General features: G+C 64.9%; 15 protein-coding genes and 1 tRNA gene. 6 read left to right on the forward strand and 10 right to left on the reverse strand.

Annotation, left to right across the window (positions count from 1 at the left end):
* Positions 1-110 precede the first annotated feature (110 nt).
* Positions 111-2,159, reverse strand: coding sequence for a TRAP transporter fused permease subunit (locus tag BLEFHOIH_RS22145; protein ID WP_088348218.1), 2,049 nt, complete (start codon positions 2,157-2,159; stop codon positions 111-113).
* An 11-nt stretch (positions 2,160-2,170) separates the two neighbouring features.
* On the reverse strand, positions 2,171-3,157 hold the full coding sequence (locus tag BLEFHOIH_RS22150; RefSeq protein WP_245297149.1) for a TAXI family TRAP transporter solute-binding subunit: 987 nt from the start codon (positions 3,155-3,157) through the stop codon (positions 2,171-2,173).
* 398 nt (positions 3,158-3,555) lie between these two features.
* Here BLEFHOIH_RS22150 and BLEFHOIH_RS22155 point away from each other — a divergent pair, with 398 nt between their 5' ends.
* Together BLEFHOIH_RS22155 and BLEFHOIH_RS22160 are read left to right on the forward strand one after the other, a co-directional pair.
* Positions 3,556-4,557 carry an HWE histidine kinase domain-containing protein gene (locus tag BLEFHOIH_RS22155; RefSeq protein ID WP_170937331.1) on the forward strand — a complete coding sequence of 334 codons (1,002 nt, stop codon included), beginning with the start codon at positions 3,556-3,558 and terminating at the stop codon, positions 4,555-4,557.
* A complete protein-coding gene (locus tag BLEFHOIH_RS22160; RefSeq protein WP_088348220.1) occupies positions 4,554-4,931 on the forward strand; it encodes a response regulator in 378 nt (125 codons plus the stop codon). Before BLEFHOIH_RS22155 ends, BLEFHOIH_RS22160 begins: the two co-directional genes overlap by 4 nt.
* A gap of 10 nt (positions 4,932-4,941) precedes the next feature.
* Here BLEFHOIH_RS22160 and BLEFHOIH_RS22165 read toward each other — a convergent pair whose 3' ends face one another.
* On the reverse strand, positions 4,942-6,198 hold the full coding sequence (locus BLEFHOIH_RS22165; RefSeq protein ID WP_088348221.1) for an MFS transporter: 1,257 nt from the start codon (positions 6,196-6,198) through the stop codon (positions 4,942-4,944).
* A gap of 738 nt (positions 6,199-6,936) precedes the next feature.
* On the opposite strand from BLEFHOIH_RS22165, the gene BLEFHOIH_RS22170 reads away from it, so the two are divergent.
* Positions 6,937-9,555 (forward strand): type III effector HrpK domain-containing protein, encoded by a 2,619-nt coding sequence (locus BLEFHOIH_RS22170; RefSeq protein WP_088348222.1) that lies wholly within the window; start codon positions 6,937-6,939, stop codon positions 9,553-9,555.
* A gap of 239 nt (positions 9,556-9,794) precedes the next feature.
* On the opposite strand, the gene BLEFHOIH_RS22175 is transcribed toward BLEFHOIH_RS22170, so the two are convergent.
* The 7 genes from BLEFHOIH_RS22175 to ssuD all read right to left on the reverse strand — a co-directional run bounded on the left by BLEFHOIH_RS22175 (position 9,795) and on the right by ssuD (position 15,575).
* A tRNA-Thr gene (locus tag BLEFHOIH_RS22175) sits at positions 9,795-9,869 on the reverse strand.
* A gap of 114 nt (positions 9,870-9,983) precedes the next feature.
* Positions 9,984-11,666, reverse strand: a complete 1,683-nt coding sequence (locus BLEFHOIH_RS22180) for a cyclic nucleotide-binding domain-containing thioredoxin-disulfide reductase (protein WP_088348223.1) — start codon at positions 11,664-11,666, stop codon at positions 9,984-9,986.
* Positions 11,667-11,803: 137 nt separating this feature from the next.
* Positions 11,804-12,211 carry a cupin domain-containing protein gene (locus BLEFHOIH_RS22185; RefSeq protein ID WP_088348224.1) on the reverse strand — a complete coding sequence of 136 codons (408 nt, stop codon included), beginning with the start codon at positions 12,209-12,211 and terminating at the stop codon, positions 11,804-11,806.
* A gap of 61 nt (positions 12,212-12,272) precedes the next feature.
* Complete coding sequence (locus BLEFHOIH_RS22190; protein ID WP_088348225.1) at positions 12,273-12,752, reverse strand: hypothetical protein; 480 nt, start codon at positions 12,750-12,752, stop codon at positions 12,273-12,275.
* A 26-nt stretch (positions 12,753-12,778) separates the two neighbouring features.
* Complete coding sequence (locus BLEFHOIH_RS22195) at positions 12,779-13,618, reverse strand: ATP-binding cassette domain-containing protein (protein WP_088348226.1); 840 nt, start codon at positions 13,616-13,618, stop codon at positions 12,779-12,781.
* Entirely contained in the window at positions 13,615-14,403 is a 789-nt protein-coding gene (ssuC, locus tag BLEFHOIH_RS22200) for an aliphatic sulfonate ABC transporter permease SsuC (RefSeq protein WP_088348227.1), read from the reverse strand. Before ssuC ends, BLEFHOIH_RS22195 begins: the two co-directional genes overlap by 4 nt.
* Positions 14,400-15,575, reverse strand: coding sequence for an FMNH2-dependent alkanesulfonate monooxygenase (gene ssuD, locus BLEFHOIH_RS22205; RefSeq protein WP_088348228.1), 1,176 nt, complete (start codon positions 15,573-15,575; stop codon positions 14,400-14,402). Before ssuD ends, ssuC begins: the two co-directional genes overlap by 4 nt.
* A 217-nt stretch (positions 15,576-15,792) precedes the next feature.
* On the opposite strand from ssuD, the gene BLEFHOIH_RS22210 reads away from it, so the two are divergent.
* Genes BLEFHOIH_RS22210 through BLEFHOIH_RS22220 form a run of 3 tightly spaced genes read left to right on the forward strand, consistent with a single transcriptional unit; the run spans position 15,793 to position 18,430 of the window.
* Positions 15,793-16,788 carry an ABC transporter substrate-binding protein gene (locus BLEFHOIH_RS22210; RefSeq protein ID WP_245297150.1) on the forward strand — a complete coding sequence of 332 codons (996 nt, stop codon included), beginning with the start codon at positions 15,793-15,795 and terminating at the stop codon, positions 16,786-16,788.
* A 6-nt stretch (positions 16,789-16,794) separates the two neighbouring features.
* Positions 16,795-17,619 carry an ABC transporter ATP-binding protein gene (locus BLEFHOIH_RS22215; protein WP_088348230.1) on the forward strand — a complete coding sequence of 275 codons (825 nt, stop codon included), beginning with the start codon at positions 16,795-16,797 and terminating at the stop codon, positions 17,617-17,619.
* Positions 17,612-18,430 (forward strand): ABC transporter permease, encoded by an 819-nt coding sequence (locus BLEFHOIH_RS22220; protein WP_088348231.1) that lies wholly within the window; start codon positions 17,612-17,614, stop codon positions 18,428-18,430. The genes BLEFHOIH_RS22215 and BLEFHOIH_RS22220 overlap by 8 nt, the downstream gene beginning before the upstream one ends.
* Positions 18,431-18,708: the final 278 nt, after the last annotated feature.

The raw sequence follows: 18,708 nt of genomic DNA on the forward strand, positions 1-18,708 counted from the left end.
ACGTTATGCAGTTTTGTTCATCCCGCTCCAGGACAAGGTCGCACGCGATCGCGCCGAAATCATGAGTTTTTTATTCAATTAGCAATAAATCGCCGAAAGATTGTCATCGATCAGGCCGGCGCCGCTTGTTGCCTCGCCGCCGAGACGTATTGCAAGGCGATGACGGCGATGACGATGGCGCCGCCGAGCGCCGGCTTATAGGGCAACGTCCCGCCGAGGAGCGAGCCGGTGATGCCGTCGATCAGCCTCGGGAAGATCAGCAGCAGCCCGCCGAAAGTCAGCAGCACGGTCTCGATGAGGTTGTTGCGCCGGAAGATCTGCCGCTGGGCCGCGAAAGCCAGCGCCGCGATGCCCGCCGCCGCCAGCAGGGTGACGGCCGGAATATCGAGCCAGCTTCCGCCAGCCGGGATCTTCAGCAAAAGGCCGCCGCCGATCGGGTCGAGCACGAAGACGAAAGGCATCAGGAAGGCCGGCATCGTATATTTCCACGATTGCAGCGTGGTGATGTAGGGGTTGCCGCCGGTGATCGCCGCCGCCGCGAAGGGCGAAAGCGCCGTCGGGGGCGAGACCTCCGAGAGCACGGCATAGTAGAAGATGAACATATGCGCGGCGTAGTCCGGCACGCCGAGCTTGGTCAAGGCGGGCGCGGCGATGACGGCGCAAATGATGTAGGACGCCGTCACCGGCACCGCGAGGCCGACGATCCAGACAATCAGCGCCGTATAGATGGCGGTCAGCAGCAGGCTGCCGCCGGCATAGTCGATGGCGATGGCGGAGAATTTCAGCCCCAGCCCGGTCAGCGTGACGACGCCGACGATGATGCCGGCGCTGGCGCAGGTCACCGCCGCCGTCAGCACGCCGATGGTACCGTCCGCCAGAGATTTCAGCAGTTTCGGCGGCACCAGTGCGGTGTCGCTGCGCAGGAAGCTGGTGGCGAAGGACAGACCCGTCGCCCAGAGCACGGCGCGCTCGGCGGAGAAGCCCATCAGCATGAAGACGATGATCGAGATCAGCGACAGGAAGTGGAACCAGTAGGTGCGCGCCAGCTTGCCGGCCGTGCCCTTCGGCGTCGAGAACACCGCGCCGCCGCCGCTGCCGCTCTTGGCCGCTTCCAGCTCGACCATCACCAGAATGCCGAAATAGTAGAGAATGGTCGGGATCGTCGCCATCAGGATGACGTCGAAATAAGAGATCTTCAAAAACTCCGCGATCAGGAATGCCGCCGCGCCGAGCACCGGCGGCGACAGGATCGCGCCGAGACCGCCGGCCGCCAGCAGGCCGCCCGCCGCGTTCTGGGTGAAGCCCGCCTTCTTCAGCATCGGATAGGCGACGGAGCCGATGGCGACCGTGGTCGCGACGCCCGAGCCGGACGGGCCGCCCATCAGGAACGAGGCGAGCACCACCGAGCGGCCCGCCGCGCTGCGCTTGCCGCCGAGCGCGGCAAAGGAGAAGTCGATGAAGAACTTCCCCGCCCCGGAATGCTGCAGGAAGGCGCCGAAAATCGTGAACAGGATGATCAGGCTCGACGACACGTCGACCGCGACGCCGAAGATGCCTTCGAGCGTCATATAGAGGTGCCCGGTCAGCCGCTCGAAACCGTAGCCGCGATGTGTCCAGGGCTGCGGCAGATAGGGGCCGTAATAGGCATAGGCGAGGAACAGCAGCGCGACGATCGGCATGATGATGCCGGTCGACCGGCGCGTCGCCTCCAGCAGCAGCACGATGAAGGCAATGCCGACTACCAAGTCCATGCGGTCGGGCAGGATGGCGCGGTCGCCGAAATCGGGGCCTTGGTATAGGATATAGCCGATCACGCCGAGGCTGGCCAAGCCGAGCAGGAAGTCCCAGCTCCGGATGCGGTCGCGAAACCGCTCCGCCACAGGGAACAGCAGATAGACCAGGAACAGCACCAGGCCGACGTGAACGGGCCGCAGGATATAGGCCGGCACGATGGCGTAGGCGGCATAGAGGTGGAACAGCGACACCGCCGCCGCGAAGAGGGTGATGGCAAGGCCGAGCTTGCCGGTCAGCCGGTTGGTGCGGCCTTCCTCCTCCTCGATATATTTCTGAGCTTCGGCAAGGGCCGCTTCGTCAAGTTCGGCGGAGGCGATGCCGGCTCCGCCGGCCGGATTCGCGGTCGCCTTGGTTGTCTCCGCCATGTCGTCTCTCCCTACTCGACCTTCACGCCTTTTTCGGCCAGGAACTTCACGGCCCCCGGATGGAAGGGAATGCCGCCGGTGTTGGCGGTCTTCTGATTGTCGAGCTTGATGTTGGCGGCTTCCTTATGCACCGCGATCAGGTCGTCCTGCTTGTCGAACACCGTCTTGATGATGTCGTAGGCCATCTTCTCGGACATGTTCTCGTTCACAACCAGGACGTTCCACACGCTCGACGCCTTGTTGTCGGCGGTCTGGCCGGGATAGACCGACTTGCCGATTGGCGTCGCGGCATAGAGCTTGCCATGCTTGGCGTTCATTTTCTCGACGAGGTCGGAATGGTCGATCAGCTTCAGCGTGGTATTCGGCGTGGCGGCGAGGTCGGTGATCGCCGCCGTCGGCAGGCCGCCGACCCAGAAGAAGGCGTCGATCTTGCCGTCCTTGATGGCGCTCACCGATTCTGAAGCGCCAAGTCGGGTGCGGTTAATGTCCTTGTCCGGATCGAGGCCGGCGGCTTCGAGCACGCGCAGCGCCATAACTTCGGTCGCGCTGCCCGGCGAGCCGGTGGAGACCCGCTTGCCCTTCATCTCGCCGACGCTTTTGATCCCGGTCGCCTCGGTCGTCGCCACATGCATGACGTTGGGATAGATCACGGCAAGCGTGCGGATCGGCAGTTTGGCGGTGAACTTGCCCTGGCCATTGGCCGCGTCGAGCCCGGCATCGACCATCGAGAAGCCGACTTCGGCCTGTCCGGCGCCGATGGCTTTCAGATTGTCGACCGAGCCGCCGGTGACTTCGGCGGTCGCCTGAATGCCGGGAAGGGCCTTGGTCAGGATGTTGGCGAGGCCGCCGCCCATCGGATAATAGACGCCGCCCGTGCCGCCGGTAACGATGGAAATCTGGGTGGACTGGGCCTTGGCCGCGCCCGTGCCGCCAAGCGTCAGGGCGCCGAGCGCCAGCAGCGCGACAGGCATGATGACGCGATGATTGAAATTGCGCATGTTTCCTCCTTGCGACCTCTAAGATTCTGATTTTTGACGCTTTTGGCCCTCAAGAGTGACGTTCTCCCGAAAGCCCCGCCATTATATACGGCTGGCCGCATTTCCAAATTATACATAGGTGCACATAGCGCAATGCATTTCGCGCCGGGATGTATACAGGCGCGGCAGCGGTGCCGCCAGTCGCGGCAATTTCGCGCAGGTTGCAAAATTTCGCTAGCCCGCCAATGAGTTGGAACATTATGGCACGAAGGCGGTTGAGTGCAAGGACCTGCTCACCCTTGAGTTGCGTCGCCTGAAACCTAGGATGGCGGAGCCATGTGCGTTGGCCCCGAATTGCCATATGGCGGAGGTTTTGTTAACCATGAAGCGGTGCTAGAAAACCCATGGACCCTTTGCCGATGCAAGCACACGACCGGGCAATGGCCGGGGACGATGCGTTCCGCGAACTGGCCGATTTCGCTCCTGTCTTGATCTGGCGGGCTGGCCCCGACAAGCTGTGCAATTGGTTCAATAAGCCATGGCTCGACTTCGTCGGGCGCAGCCTGCAGCAGGAGCTCGGCCTGGGATGGGCGGAAGGCGTCCACCCGGATGATTTGGAGCGGTGCCTCGCCACCTATGACGCCGCTTTCGATGCGCGCAAAGCCTTCAGCATGGAATACCGTCTCCGCCGCCATGACGGCGAATTTCGCTGGCTGCTCGACAATGGCTCGCCCTTCTACCGCAACGGCGAATTCGCGGGATTCTTCGGCAGTTGCGTCGACGTCACCGAGCACAAGCGCGCCGAAGCGCATCAGCGGCTGATGATCGATGAGCTCAACCACCGGGTCAAAAACGCCCTCTCCATCGTGCAGAGCCTCGCCCAGCAATCTTTCGGCGGCCCGGCGTCCACCACGGCGGAAGCCGCGAGCGCGTTCGAATCCCGGCTGCATGCCTTCTCCAACGCCCATGATCTGCTTGCCGACGACAGTTGGCAGGCGGCCTCGCTCGACAAGGTTCTCGGGAAAGTCCTGGCACCATGGTGCGGCAATGCCGGCCGCTACGCCCTCTCCGGCCCACCGGTGAGCCTGCCGCCGCGCACGGCCGTCACCTTCGCCATCGCGATGCACGAGCTGTGCATGAACGCGGTGAAATTCGGCGCGCTCTCCACCGAGGCGGGCCGTGTCCATGTTAACTGGTCGACGCGATCGGATCCCGCCCCCCGCTTCGAGCTGGAATGGCGCGAGGAGGGCGGCCCGCCGGTCGCGCCGCCCTCGCATCGCGGTTTCGGGCTGCGCATGCTGGAGCGGGCTCTGGCGGCGGAACTTCAAGGTGACATCGCCGTTCAGTTCCAGCCGGCAGGACTGGTATGCACCATCCGCGCACCCTTGCCCGAGGCGGCTTCCGCAATGGCGAGTTCATGACCGGCCCCCTGTTTCAAAAACATATTCTGACGGTCGAGGACGAGCCGCTGGTGGCCATGTTGCTCGAAGACATGCTCGAACAGGAGGGCGCCATCGTCGTCGGCCCCTCGATGCGGCTCGACCAGGCCATGGAGCTGGCCCAGACCCGCAAGATCGACGCCGCCATTCTCGACGTCAATCTCGGTGGCCAAAATAGCTTCGCCTTGGCGGAGTTGCTGAAGGAGCGCGGCGTGCCGCATCTGTTCGTCACGGGCTATGGCGAATCCGTCCGCAGCGAGGCCCAGACGGACGCCCCGATCCTGGCCAAACCCTTCCGCGTCACCGAAGTGCGCGATGTCCTCGTCCGGCTGCTCAGCGAGACGGCGGGGCGTTGAGCGCGAGGCCTTATTCCAGGCTCACCGGCCGCGTCATCGAAAGCGCGGCGGCAACCCAGAAGCCGATCGCCGTGATGACCGCGCCGGCGAAGATCGCCAGCAGCACCCCGTCATAATTCTGCGTCGCCGCCCAGAGCGCTGCCGCCCCGGCCGGCGCCGCCGCGCGCGCGATCAGCGACGGCCCCGACAGGGCGCCGTTGATCGCCCCGTAGGCCCGCCGGCTCAGCATGTCCAGCACCGCCATGCCGCGCACGATGGTCATGATGCCATTGCCCGCGCCGTAGATGACCGCCACGGCGGCCATGCCGGCGAAGTCCGGCGGCAGCAGCAGGATGGCAATGATCGCGATCGGGAAGGACACCACCACCAGCGAGCCGATGCGCCGGATCGAGGCGTGCGGCGCGAACAGCCAGATCAGCACCCGCCCCGCCACCTGCGCCGGACCGATGCAGCTCAGCACCGCGACGGTCGCCGTCGCGTCGAGCCCGCGCTCGATCAGCAGCGGGTAGAAATGGAAGGTGAAGGCGGAATAGCTCGCGGTATAGGCCGTGAAGGCAAGCGCAAGGGCCCAGAAAACGGGTGTGCGCAGGGCCTGGTGAAGGGCGCCGCGGTCGCCGGCCGGGCTCGCATCGGTTCTTGGCGATGGACGCGGGATGGCGTCCTGCGACGGGCGGATGGCGCCGTAATAGAGGCCGCCGCAGAGGATGATGTTGACGAGGCCGAGGCCGACCAGAGCACCGCGCCAGCCGACCTGATCGATCAGGATCTGGATCAGCGGAATGAAGACGGTGCTGGCGAAACCGCCCCACAGCGTCAGCGCCGTGATGCCGCGCCGCGCCTGATCCGGCCCGACGCGCCGCGCAACGACGGCGAAGGCCGGCTCGTAGAGCGTCGCCGCCTGCAGGCAGCCGATGCCTGCGAACAGCACGTAGAAGAGCGCAAGGCTCTCGACTTGCGACCATGCCAGCATCAAGAGGCCGGCAAGAATCGAGGCCGCGCCCATCACCGCGCGCCCATGCCCCCGGTCGATGGCGGCGCCGACCGGATAGGCGGCGAGCCCGCTGAGCGCGAGGCCAAGCGTCGCCGCGCCGTAAAGCTCGGGCTTGGACCAGCCGAGATCGCGCTCCATCGCCTGAGCAAGCTGGGGAAAGCTGTAATAGAGCGTGCCCCAGGAACAGATCTGCCCGATGCCGAGCGCGGTGATGAACCAGCGATCCGAGCGGGCCGGGCGGCTGGGGCCTGGAAGGGTTTCGGAGGCGGCAGTCACGCGGGCTCTCGGGCCGGCGGCATGATCGGTTGGCGGGAGCGTTGACGGCGGGAGGGCATGGGAGCTGGCTGCGTTGCGGTTCGCGGTGTGCCAAGGGAGCTTAGCAGGATCGGATGGCGAGGAAACCCGGTTTCGGACTCGGCGGGGAGAGCCGGCAAAATTTGCCGCGGCGTTTGAACCGCTTGCGCGCCCGGAGCGTCGGAACTCGCGAGACGTCGAGATGTCGCTGGGTCTCCCACCACGGCTTTCCCCCTCACCCCGGCGATCGGCACCCGCCGCTCGCCCCCCTCTGACCGCGCGGGAGAGGGCGGACGCAACAGCGTCAGGGGAGAGGGGCTTTTTTTGGCTTACCGAGTTGGCCGCCTTTAGGCCGCAGCATCCGGAGGCCGCGGAGACGCTCGCGCACGGAAATCCGTCATTTAAAACCGCCTGTTAGCCGGACCGCCGTCGGTCGCTGAGACCGTTTCCCGCCTCGCGGCCGGATTCGTATTGCAGTTGAAACAAACCGTAAAAAACGGCGTGGAATGCGAATGGATGCCGATGCAGACTTGTCACTGCGGGTTCGGCGGCTGATCGATCGCCTCGCCGGCAGATCGCTTAAAACCTATCAACACATCCCGGAGACAGCCAAGTCCGAAGCAGCACGACTTGCAGCGGTGCGAACGGCTGCGTGGGTGCGAGTAAGCGCTGCCCGATGGCGGCCCAGCGAATTGACATAGAACCGTTGCGAGGAATGACATGACGACTGTACCTCCGACCGATGCGGCCCCCGCCTCCCGGCTCCTCGAGAGCATGGACCGCCTTTGGGCCCAAGCCGTGCATGACGCCAAGGGGACCGGGCCGAACGATACCAACTTTCATATCTTCCTCGACGACGGCAGCGGCACCGGCCGTCCCGGGCCGATCGGCAAGGGGGACGAGGATCAGCAGGATCCGATCACGCCGCCGCCGGATTTGAAACCGGAATGGGCTGAGATCACGACCGATAATGACAAGGAACAGGACAAGATTGCGGCCCTCAGCAAGCCGCTCGAAGTCGAGACGCTGCTCTATTACAACTGGTTTGGCGCTGATCTGGCCAATGTCGACTGGGCGAACCCGCCGGCCAATCTTCCCGAAGACGTCAAGAACGCCATCAAGTTCGTTCACGACAATCCTGCGCTGTTCAAGGCCATGAGCGATGGCAATGGCCGTATCACCCGCGACTCCATGGTGAAATTCTACCGCGCGGCCAGGGAAGATATGGATGCCGCACAGAAAGATCTGGCGGAGTGGAAGAAGAAACATCCCAACGCCGATCCGATGGCCGTCGCCTATGCCGAGTCGCTGGCGATCCTGCGCGCCAATTCGACCCTGATGGGCGGTCAGTTATCCCGCGAGGAGCTGAAGGCATTCGCCGAAAACAATCCCGGCCTCAGCGACAGTCTGAAGGGCGCGGCCAAGATGTGGTCCGATGCTGGCATGTTCGAGCTTGTCGATCAGGCCGGCCAGTCGCTGGAGACCCATTCTGACGGCCTCGTGAATTCCGGCAATTTCAGCGCTTATCTCAGAGATGTGGCGCCCGGAAGCGACACCGATCTGATCGAAATTCTGAACGCCGCCGCGATCAACGGCGCCACGGCGGGGATCGATACCTCGACGCTGAATGGGGACATTTTCGAGCATCCGGAAAACTATACAGCCGCCCAGAAAGCTGCCGCGCTGCACGAGCTTCAGGAGCAATTGCTCAAAATGCTCGCCGCCGAAAAGTCCGGCTATCTCGACAATCGCAGTCTCGACGATGCGGGCCTCAATCCGACCACCAAGAAGCTTGCCGCCGAGACTCAGGCAAAAATCGCAATCCTTCAGGCTGACAAGGACGTCCAGGACTATTTGAAGGACAAGGTGACCACCAACCTTCAAACCATCGTCAATTCAAGCCCCGACCTGAAGGCCGCGTTCGACCAGAATTACGCAAATTTCAAAGACGGCAAGACCCTCAACGATCTCCTCAACGCCAAGGACCAGGATGGTAATCCCGTGCCGCAGCGGGATGCGATCGCGGCATTCATTGCCGAAGCCGCGTTTTACGAGGCGGCATCCGGAAGCGGCGGCAAGCCCGGCCCCACTCTCGACCTGAACGATATCGCCAAGAAGTCGGGCCGGTATGATGAGATTGTAAAATATTACAACGACAATATCGTTACCGGCAATGATCTGAAGGCGATCGCGGATCTCGGTCTCCCCCCCAGTAAGGTCCCGCTGCTTTTCCTGTCCGAGGCCGCAAACTACCAGTCGATTATCGACAGAGCGACGGTCGATGCGTCGAGGGCCGAATTCGATAAGAACTATTCCCAGGCGACATCTGAATTTCTGTTCGAAGGGCTCGATCCTCAAACCTTTGCGGCGATGTTCACGACGCCGGATGGCCAGTTCGATGAGGAACGTGCCAGGGCGGCCGCCGCGGCGGCCGCTAATCTCACGCTGGAGGATGGCAGCACCGATCAAGACGCGATCATCGCCGGCGCTGTCGGAGAGTTGAAAGCGGCGTGGAATGCCGCGCGCCATGGTTACCAGTCATGGATCGAATATGCCAAGACAGCGGGACCTGCCTGGTTTGGCGCAGAATCCAAAGATGGCGCCTGGAAGACGGGTTATAATTTCCATAAGGTCGGAGGTTCGCATCTTGCCGCGGCGATCTTTGGCGGCATCTCGCTCGGCGTCACTGCCGGCCTGAAGGGACCCTTTACGACCGAACAGGTGGTCGGGATGGTCGGCAACGGCGTGTCGGCGCTGGGGCTGATGGGGACGTTCGGCGAAAAATACGCTTCAGCCTTCAATGCGATCGCGAAGAAGGAAGGTTGGACCGGTTTCAACCACATCAAGGAATTGCCAAAGGGGACAGGACAATTTCTGAACGGCGCCGGCGGCATCGCCGCGGGCGTCGCGACGATCCTTTTCGGCACCGGTCTGAAGGGCGGCGAACGGGTCAATGCGATCGTCTCCGGAACGCTGTCAACCGTCGTTGGAACGGCCGATCTCTATGAATCCGGCATCCTGCTGGCGCAGAAATTTAAGCCTTCATGGCTGCCGAGATATCTCTCGGCGGGCGGCGCAGGCGCGCGATGGGCCGGGTTCATCAATGCCGGCCTGTCACTCGTGGGAGCCATCGGCACCGTTGCGACGATCATCGCGGATATCGTCATGAGCGTGCAGAAGACTCACGAAATCAGCAAGACCATGACCGGCGACGCGATCAGCTACCTGCAGAAATACGGCATCGACGGAGGCCCCAAGGACGCTGGCGACAGTCTGATCCCGGATGGGGATGTTCCCGACGGGTGGCGCCCGCCGCAGGGTTCGCCCGATCCGAAATAGCCTGGCCGGCAGAGGAGGGGCGAGTGGAGCGCAAGCTATCCCTCTCCCCGCCGGCGGTTGCGCGGGCCGGCGCGATGCGTCGCGACGTTTCGTAGTCAGGCGAGCGTGGCCAAGACAGTGCGATGAATGGGTGCGATCCTGTCACCTTGGACTTCGAGAGGGCGCTTGGCGGAGAGCCTGCCGCGCGTGAACGTGTGCGCCCACCTTGGAGCGACATGAGAACATTCTGTGCGGAGCGTTGGTGCCGGCTGAGGGATTTGAACCCCCGACCTTCGGTTTACAAAACCGCTGCACTACCACTGTGCTAAGCCGGCGAACGGGACAGGCGTCTTCGTGTCTACGGCGGGCATAAGCGGGCCGCATCCCAAGCACTTTACCTACTTGATCGAGGCCGCGCACGCAATCGTTCACTCCGCATCCGCGCCGCATCAATCCAGCGGCGGATTCAGATATTTATGCACGGCCTGCACCACCACCGATCCCTCGCCAACGCCCGAGGCAACCCGTTTCACCGACCCTGCCCGCACGTCGCCGACGGCGAAAATTCCCTGCCGCGAGGTGCCGAAAGGGGAATCGCCGCCCATGCCGGCATTCTCGCGCGACGCTTCGACGCCGGTGACGACAAAGCCCTTCGAGTCCAGCGCCAGGCAGCCATTCAGCCAATCGGTGTTCGGGGCGGCGCCGATCATCACGAAAAGGTTGCGGATCGGCTTCGTCTCGCTCGCGCCGGTCGCGCGGTTGGTCCAGGCCACCCGCTCCAGCGTCCGCTCGCCCTCGAGCCCGGTGATCTCGGTTTCCGTCAAAAGCTGGATACGGGGCGTCGCCTCGATCCGTTGCACCAGATAATCGGACATGGTCGCCGCCAGCCCCTTGGCGCGCACCAGCATGTAGACTTTCGCCGTGGTCCGGGACAGGTACATCGCGGCCTGACCGGCGGAATTGCCGCCGCCGACGACGATGATCTCCTCATTGGCGCAGAGTTGAGCCTCCATGGCGGTCGCCGCATAGTGGATGCCCTGGCCCTCGTATTTCTCGTAATTCTCGACATCGAGGCCGCGATAGCGCGCGCCGGTGGCGATGATGATGGCGCGGGCGGCCACCTGGCCGGAGCCTTCGAGGCTGACGCGGTAGGGGCTCGTATCGCAGTCGAGCCTGACCGCCGGGCGCGAAATCGCCAGCCGGGCGCCGAATTTCTGCGCCTGCACCTGGGCGCGGCCGGCGAGTGCCTGCCCCGAAATGCCGGTCGGGAAGCCGAGATAGTTCTCGATCTTCGAACTCGTGCCCGCCTGGCCGCCCGGCGCGAGCGCTTCGATCACCAGCGTCGACAGCCCTTCCGAAGCGCCATAGACCGCGGCGGCGAGACCGGCCGGTCCCGCGCCGACGACCAGCAGGTCGTAGACCTTGCCCTCTTCGAACGCCTCGGTCAGGCCGAGCGCGTCGGCAAGCTCAGAATTGGAGGGATTGCGCAACAGGCGGTGGCCGGGATAGACGACGACCGGAAGCTCGTCGAGCGTCAGGTGGAAGCATTCGAGGAAGCCGCGCGCGTCCTCGTCCTTTTCGGTGTCGATGAGCCGGTGCGGATAGCCGTTGCGCATCAGGAAGCGCTCGATCCGCAGCGTGTCGCCGCCGTGGCCAGGGCCGAGCACGGAGACGCCGGTCTGGCCATAGCGGATCAGCGCCACGCGGCGCAGGATATAGGCGCGCATGATGATTTCGGCGATATCGGGCTCGGCCGTCACCATGCGCCGGAAATCGGGGCGCTTGATGCGCACCACCCGGCTGTTCTTGGCGGTGCGGGCGCTGACCAGGATTTCGCGCTCGTTGAACAGGTCGAGTTCGCCGGTGAACTGGCCGGCGCGATGCACGACGATCACGATCGGCCGGTCTTCCTCGTCCTCGCTGGTGATTTCGATGGCGCCCTCCAGCACCAGGAAGAAATCCACCCCGCGCTGGCCGCGCTCGTATAGCGTCTGGCCCTTCGGGACCTCCTCCTCGGTGCCGAACTTCGCGACGCGCGCGATCATTTCCGCGCTGAGCTTGGGAAAGGTCTGCGCCTCGCGCTGCATCGGGTCGGACGGGTCTTTCGCATTATCCGCCGGCAATAGGCTCATGAGATCGTCCTTGCTGGTGTGGGTGGAAAGCTCGCGCCGAGCGTCATGGCTCGACTCTAGGCAAGGCATATTGTCCGCGCAAGCCCTTCGCGGCTTGCACGATCGTGAGGCGTCTTGCCGGTTCGGTCGTCCGCCCGCTAAGCCGCCGGCGCCGCGTTGTAGACGTCGTCGGTGACGCGCTCCAGCCAGACCGCCTGCTCGCCGTCGAGCGATTCCTGGATCGCCAGATGCACCATGGCATGGCCGGGCGCGGCGCCGTGCCAGTGCTTTTCGCCGGGCGAGATCCAGACCGTGTCGCCGGGCAGGATCTCGCGCAGAGGCCCGCCTTCGGCCTGGACGCGGCCGACGCCGCTCAGCACATGCAAGGTCTGGCCGAGCGGGTGGGTGTGCCAGTTGGTGCGCGCGCCAGGCTCGAAGCTTACGCGCAGGGCGCGCACGCGGGCCGGCGCCGGCGCTTCGTTGATGACATCCTGGAAGACGGTGCCTGTGAAATAATCCGGGCTGGCGCGGCGGGTCGGGCTGCTGGCGGCGTTGCGGACGTCCATGGAGAACCTCTGGGGGATGGTGGGGCTACCGCTTTTCTACACCGAACGCGCGGTGGCCGCATTAGCGGCGGATGAGCGCCCGGTAGATCAGGGCGGCCCCAAAACCCCAAATGCCGTTTAGCAGCGTACCGGCGACGAGGCGGGTGATATTGCCATCGGCGAGCAGCGGCAGGTCCTTCAGCCAGGGAACCAGCGTGAAGGCAATCAGGCTGGGAAAGATCGCGCCGAACAGGAAGGACCAGAGCCAATAGGCGGCGCCGCGCGGGAATCCGGTTTGAACGAAGGCGAAGACGATGCCCCAGACGCCGGCCCAGAACGCCGTCGAGACCAGTTGCGGCACGCCTGTCACTGCCGCCGGGGTCACGGAATAGGCGGGGATGGAGAGCAGGCCGAGAAGATCGGCGAGATAGACCGCACCCTGATGGAAGACGAGAAAGGCGAGAGCACCCGCGATAAATCCCGTAACGATCCTGGCAATGGCGCTGCTGGGCGGAGCACTGTAGCCGGCGCCCGTCGGCGCCGTGCGGAGGGTCTGGCTCATGGCCGGTGTCCTTTTCGAAACGCTGCTCAGACCTCCTTCAAGATCGCGGCCTGGAGGCGGGCGGCTGCCGGGTCGGCATGTTCGCGGCGCGGGCGCGGCAGGTCGACCGGAATGTCGAGCGCGATCTTGCCGTCTCTCAGTACCACAGCCCTATCGGCCAGGGCCACCGCCTCGGCCACGTCATGGGTGATGAGCAGTGTGCTGAAACGATGTGTACCCCAGATCCGTTCCAGGAGCTGGTGCATTTCCACCCGCGTCAAAGCGTCCAGCGCGCCGAAGGGCTCGTCGAGCAATAAGACGCCCGGGCGGCTGACCAGCGCGCGCGCCAGGGCCACGCGCTGCCGCTGGCCGCCGGAGAGCACGGCAGGCCAGTCGGTTTCGCGCCCGCCGAGGCCGACATCGGCGAGGGCGCGGGCGGCTTCCTGTTTCCAGCCCGGCTGGCGGGCGATGCCGACATTGCCGATCACCGTCTGCCAGGGCAGGAGGCGGGCATCCTGAAACAGCAGCCGCACTTCGGGGCGCAGGCCGGTGACTGGCTTGCCGTCGATGGTGATGCTCCCGGCGCTCGGCGCATCGAGCCCGGCGAGGAGGCGCATGATGGTGGTCTTGCCGCCCCCCGAGCGTCCGACGATGGCGAGGAACTGGCCCGCCGGGATGTCGAGATCGAGCGCTTCCAAAACCCGCCGCTCGCCGAAGGATTTCGCCACGCCGCGCAGCGAGACCAGCAAGCCGCCGACCTGACGCGCCGGCGCTGCCGGAGCCTGGGCCGGGGCATGCGTCTCATACAGATCGGTGATGTCGACGCCCTCGAACAGGCGCGATTCGGCATCGGCGTGAAGGCGGCGGGCGCGGATTTCGCCGGTCATTGGCGGACCTCGGCGGATTGATAGGCCGGGTGCCAGGATAGCGCGCGGCGTTCCAGCGCGCGGGTCAGCACATCGGCGAATTTGCCGAGCAGCGCGTAGATGATGATGCCGAGCAGCACGACGTCGGTCTGCAGGAATTCGCGGGCGTTCATGGTCATGTAGCCGATGCCGGACGAGGCCGAGATGGTTTCGGCGACGATCAGCGTCAGCCACATGATGCCGAGCGAGAAGCGCAAGCCGACCAGCACCGAGGGCAGCGCGCCGGGCAGGATCACCCGCCGGAACAGCGCCCAGTTCGACAGGCCGTAGACCCTCGCCATCTCGATCAGACCGGCATCGACGGTGCGGATGCCGTGGAAGGTGTTGAGGTAGATCGGGAAGGCGACGCCGATGGCGACCAGGAAGATTTTCGCCGTCTCGTCGATGCCGAACCACAGAATGACCAGCGGGATGATCGCCAGATGCGGCACGTTGCGCAGCATCTGCAGCGAAGAGTCGAGGAGGGTTTCGGCGGGTTTCGAGACGCCGTTCAGCACGCCGAGCAGGAAGCCGATGGTGCCGCCGATCAGCAAGCCTTCGAAGGCGCGCCAGGCGCTGATCGCCATATGGTGGAAGAGCAGCCCGCTCTTGGCGTTATCCCAGAAGGCGATGGCAACCGCGCTCGGCGCGGGCAGCAGGCGCGGCGTAATCAGCCCGAATTGCGCGGCGGCTTCCCAGACGATCAGCACCGCCACCGGGAAGGCCCAGGGCGCGAGGGTTCGGCCGATGGACCGCGTGACGCTCACGATTGCGCCCTCGCCTTTTCCTCCGGCCGGTAGTCATTGGCGATGGTCTCGCCGAATGGGCCGGTATTGACGGACGCCGCATCGCGTCGCTTGCCATGCGCCAGCGGCAGGAGCGGAAACACCAGTTCGGCGAAGCGGTAGGCTTCCTCCAGATGCGGATAGCCGGAGAGAATGAAGCTGTCGATGCCGAGCGCCATATATTCCTTGATACGCGCCGCGACCGTCTGCGGATCGCCGACCAGCGCCGTGCCCGCGCCCCCCCGCACCAGCCCGACGCCCGCCCAAAGGTTCGGACTGATTTCGAGCTTGTCGCGCCGCCCGCCATGCAGGGCCTGCATCCGCTGCTGGCCGACCGAATCCATGCGGTTGAAGATCGCCTGCGCCTGTTCGATGGTCTTGTCGTCGAGGTGCTTGATGAGAGCGTTCGCCGCCGCCCAAGCCTCGGCATTGGTCTCGCGCACGATCACGTGCAGGCGGATGCCATAGCTGAACCTGCGGCCCTTCGCCTTCGCCGCCGCGTCGGCGACAGCCAGCTTCTCGGCGACCTGCGCGGGCGGCTCGCCCCACGTCAGATATTTATCGACGGTCTCCGCCGCGACATCCATGCCAGCGCCGGACGAGCCGCCGAAATAGAGCGGGGGATGCGGCGTCTGTACCGGCTTGAACAGCAGGCGGCCATCCTCGATGCGGATGTGCTTGCCGGTGAAATTCACGGTCTCGCCGGCCAGCAGCGCCTTATAGACGGTGAGGAATTCATGGGTGACGGCATAGCGCTCGTCGTGAGGCAGGAAGACGCCGTCACCCTTGTTCTCGACCGGATCGCCCCCCGTGACGACATTGATCAAAAGCCGTCCATCAGAGATCCGGTCGAGAGTTGCCGTCATCCGTGCGGCGACCGAAGGAGATAACAATCCCGGGCGGATGGCGACAAGGTAGCGAAGCTGGCTGGTCAGCGGCGCCAGGGAGGAAGCCACCACCCAGCTATCTTCGCAGGAGCGCCCTGTCGGCAACAGGACGCCGTAGTAACCCAGATCGTCGGCAGCCTGCGCGATCTGCCTCAGATAGTTGAAGCTGACATCGCGTCCACCGGTCGAGGTGCCGAGATAGCGGCCGTCGCCATGCGTCGGGAGAAACCAGAGGACGTTCGCTTCATGCGCTGCCGGTATGGTCATTAGGAGCTTGCCTTCTCAATGGCACGAGTATTTCGAGGGTAGGTCTTGGCCTCGGCGGGACAAACCAAAAAGATCAGATAAGCTTATTCCCCCGGCTTTGCCCATTGCCGCTTCCGCTGATAAGCTTTCCATATTTTCTTCGTTCGCCCGGCCCCCGCGCCGGGCCGATACTGCCGCGCTGGCCGCTCAGGCCAGAACGCCGCGAAGGAGCACCCGCGTGAAACACCTCTCAAAAATCCTAGCCGCCGCGCTTATCTTCGCGGGCGCGGGCGCTGCCCATGCCGAGACGGCGCAATTGCGCATCGCGCAGCAATTCGGCGTCTCCTACCTCCCGGTGATCGTGGCCAAGGAAAAAGGGCTGATCGAGAAGGCGGTCGAGAAGGCCGGGCTGCCGGCGCCGAAGATCGAATGGCTGCAACTGAGCGGCGCGGCGGCCATGAACGAGGCGCTGATTTCAGGTTCGCTCGACTTCGCCTCCGCCGGCATCGCCCCGCTGATCACCACCTGGGCCAAAACCAAGGGCACGGCGAATGTGATCGGCGTCGCCGCGCTCGGCTCGGTGCCGAATGTGCTGACCAGTTCGAACCCTGACGTCAAGACCATCAAGGATTTCACCGACAAGGACCGCATCGCGCTGCCCGCCGTGAAGATCGGCTTCCAGCCGCAGGTGCTGCAAATGGCGGCCGAGAAGGCGTTCGGCCAGTTCGACAAGCTCGACTCGCTGACCGTCAGCATGCCGCATCCGGATGCGACGGCGGCGCTGCTGTCGGGCAAGTCCGAGATCACGGCGCATTTCACCTCGCCGCCCTTCGTGCAGCAGCAATTGAAGGACCCGCGCATCCATAAGGTGCTGAGCAGCTACGACGTGCTCGGCGGCCCGCATACGTTCAATGTCCTGTACACCACCGCCGCCTTCGCCGACGCCAATCCGAAGACCATCGCCGCCATCATCGCCGCGCTCGACGAGGCCAGCGCCTGGATCATCGCCAATCCGGCCGATGCGGCGCAGCTCTATATCAAGGCGGAAGGCTCGAAGCTGGCGCCCGATTTCGTCGAGGCGATCATCCGCGATCCCGACATCCGCTTCACCACCGTGCCGGAAAAGGCCGAGGCCTTCGCCGATTTCCAGTACCGCGTCGGCACCATCAAGGTGAAGCCGGCCTCCTGGAAGGATCTGTTCGTCGCCCCGCTGCATGACCGCGCCGGAAGCTGAGCGCCCATGACCCTCCAGCCGAGCCCATCGCAACAGCCGCGTCCCGCCCCGCCCGTGCTCTCGCTGGCGCATGTGACGCTGCGCTATGCGACGCCGAAGGGACCGGTGACGGCGGCCGAGGACATCTCCTTTAGCCTCGCGCAGGGCGAGCGGCTGGCGCTTGTCGGCCCGAGCGGCTGCGGGAAGTCCTCGCTGCTGAGGGCCATCGGCGGTTTTCTCGCGCCCGCCTCCGGCCGCATCACGCTGACCGGCGGCCGAACGGCGTCGCAGCCCGACGCGAGCCGGATGATGGTGTTCCAGGAATTCGAGCAATTGCTGCCCTGGCGCACCGTGCTGGGCAATGTGACCTTCGCGCTGAAGGTGGCGCGCAAGCTCGGACGCGCCGACGCGGAGCGGATCGCGCGCGACTGGCTCGGCCGGGTCGGGCTCGGCGCGTTCACCAATGCCTATCCGCATACGCTGTCGGGCGGCATGAAGCAGCGCGTCGCCATCGCCCGCGCCTTCGCGCTGGCACCGGAAATCCTCCTGATGGACGAGCCTTTCGCCGCGCTCGATGCCATCACCCGCCGCAAGATGCAGGACGAACTTCTCGGCCTGTGCAAGGAGACCGGCGCCACGCTGGTCTTCGTCACGCATGACATCGACGAGGCCGTCCGCATCGCCACGCGGATCATTGCGCTCAGCCCGCATCCCGGCCGTATCGCCGGGGAATTCGCGGCGGGCGGTGTTAGCCATGGCGCTGGCGGCGGCCCGGACGCGCTGGAGACGGCGATCAGGGCTGCGTTTTCGAAAGCCCCTCCCCTGCAGGTCCAGGAGGCGCAGCATGACTGAAACCCTCCTCGCTCCCGCCGAAACGCGCAGCCTCGCCAGCCTCGGCGATTATGGCTGGTTCCGCCGCGCCGTGATCCTGATCGCCCTCGCCGCGATCTGGGAAGGCTATGCGCGCTATCTCGGCAATGCGCTGCTGCTGCCGAGCTTCAGCGCCACCTTGCAGGCGCTCTATGAAGGCATCGCCAGCGGCGAACTGATCGCCCGCACCGCCGCGACGCTCACCGTGCTTGGCAAAGGCTATGCGCTCGGCATCCTCGTGTCGGCGGTGCTGGCGCTGTTCGCCATCACCAATCGCTGGGGCGGCGAATTGCTGAATGTGCTGACCGCCATGTTCAACCCGCTGCCGGCCGTCGCGCTGCTGCCGATCGCGCTGCTCTGGTTCGGCCTCGGCGAGCCGAGCCTTGTCTTCGTCATCATCCACGCCGTTACCTGGCCGCTCTCGCTGAACGTGCTGACCGGCTTCCGCGCCGTGCCGCCGACCCTGCGCATGGCCGGACGCAATCTCGGCCTCGGCGGCGTGCGTTTCGCCATCTTCATCCTGATCCCGGCAGCCTTCCCGTCGATCCTCGCTGGCCTCAAGATCGCCTGGGCCTTTGCCTGGCGCACGCTGATCGCGGCGGAGCTGGTGTTCGGCGTCGGATCGCGCTCGGGGGGCCTGGGCTGGTTCATCTACGTCAACCGCAACCAACTCGAAACCGCCAACGTTTTCGCAGGGTTGCTGGTCATCACGCTGATCGGCCTGATCGTCGAGAGCCTATTATTCCGCTCCATCACCCGCCTCACCGTCGAGCGCTGGGGCCAGCAGGACTAAGGGATCGCATGAGATGGAATCAGCGCCCGAATTGGCCGCAGCCCAGCCCTCTCCCTTGGGGAGAGGGTAACGCGCGTCAGCGTGCCGGGTGAGGGGTTGTTGATTTAACGGTGAGGCACGAACCCCTCACCCTAGCCCTCTCCCCAGGGAGAGGGGACTTGGCTGCGGATCGGGTCGGCGGTTTGAGCTGCCTCCGCCGAAACGGTGCGGAATAAGGGCGTTGCGTTCGTCAGCCCGCCCCGAATGGAAGAACGAGTCGTGACCTAGCCTTGGAGGAC

The sequence above is a fragment of the Rhodomicrobium sp. R_RK_3 genome, assembly GCF_002198715.1.
Classification (GTDB): domain Bacteria; phylum Pseudomonadota; class Alphaproteobacteria; order Rhizobiales; family Rhodomicrobiaceae; genus R-RK-3.

Excerpts from the sequence above, each read along its gene's own strand:
- BLEFHOIH_RS22145 (WP_088348218.1), bottom strand. The coding sequence starts at position 2,159 with ATGGCGGAGACAACCAAGGCGACCGCGAATCCGGCCGGCGGAGCCGGC.
- BLEFHOIH_RS22150 (WP_245297149.1), bottom strand. The coding sequence starts at position 3,157 with ATGCGCAATTTCAATCATCGCGTCATCATGCCTGTCGCGCTGCTGGCG.
- BLEFHOIH_RS22155 (WP_170937331.1), top strand. The coding sequence starts at position 3,556 with ATGCAAGCACACGACCGGGCAATGGCCGGGGACGATGCGTTCCGCGAA.
- BLEFHOIH_RS22160 (WP_088348220.1), top strand. The coding sequence starts at position 4,554 with ATGACCGGCCCCCTGTTTCAAAAACATATTCTGACGGTCGAGGACGAG.
- BLEFHOIH_RS22170 (WP_088348222.1), top strand. The coding sequence starts at position 6,937 with ATGACGACTGTACCTCCGACCGATGCGGCCCCCGCCTCCCGGCTCCTC.
- BLEFHOIH_RS22180 (WP_088348223.1), bottom strand. The coding sequence starts at position 11,666 with ATGAGCCTATTGCCGGCGGATAATGCGAAAGACCCGTCCGACCCGATG.
- BLEFHOIH_RS22185 (WP_088348224.1), bottom strand. The coding sequence starts at position 12,211 with ATGGACGTCCGCAACGCCGCCAGCAGCCCGACCCGCCGCGCCAGCCCG.
- BLEFHOIH_RS22190 (WP_088348225.1), bottom strand. The coding sequence starts at position 12,752 with ATGAGCCAGACCCTCCGCACGGCGCCGACGGGCGCCGGCTACAGTGCT.
- BLEFHOIH_RS22195 (WP_088348226.1), bottom strand. The coding sequence starts at position 13,618 with ATGACCGGCGAAATCCGCGCCCGCCGCCTTCACGCCGATGCCGAATCG.
- ssuD (WP_088348228.1), bottom strand. The coding sequence starts at position 15,575 with ATGACCATACCGGCAGCGCATGAAGCGAACGTCCTCTGGTTTCTCCCG.
- BLEFHOIH_RS22215 (WP_088348230.1), top strand. The coding sequence starts at position 16,795 with ATGACCCTCCAGCCGAGCCCATCGCAACAGCCGCGTCCCGCCCCGCCC.
- BLEFHOIH_RS22220 (WP_088348231.1), top strand. The coding sequence starts at position 17,612 with ATGACTGAAACCCTCCTCGCTCCCGCCGAAACGCGCAGCCTCGCCAGC.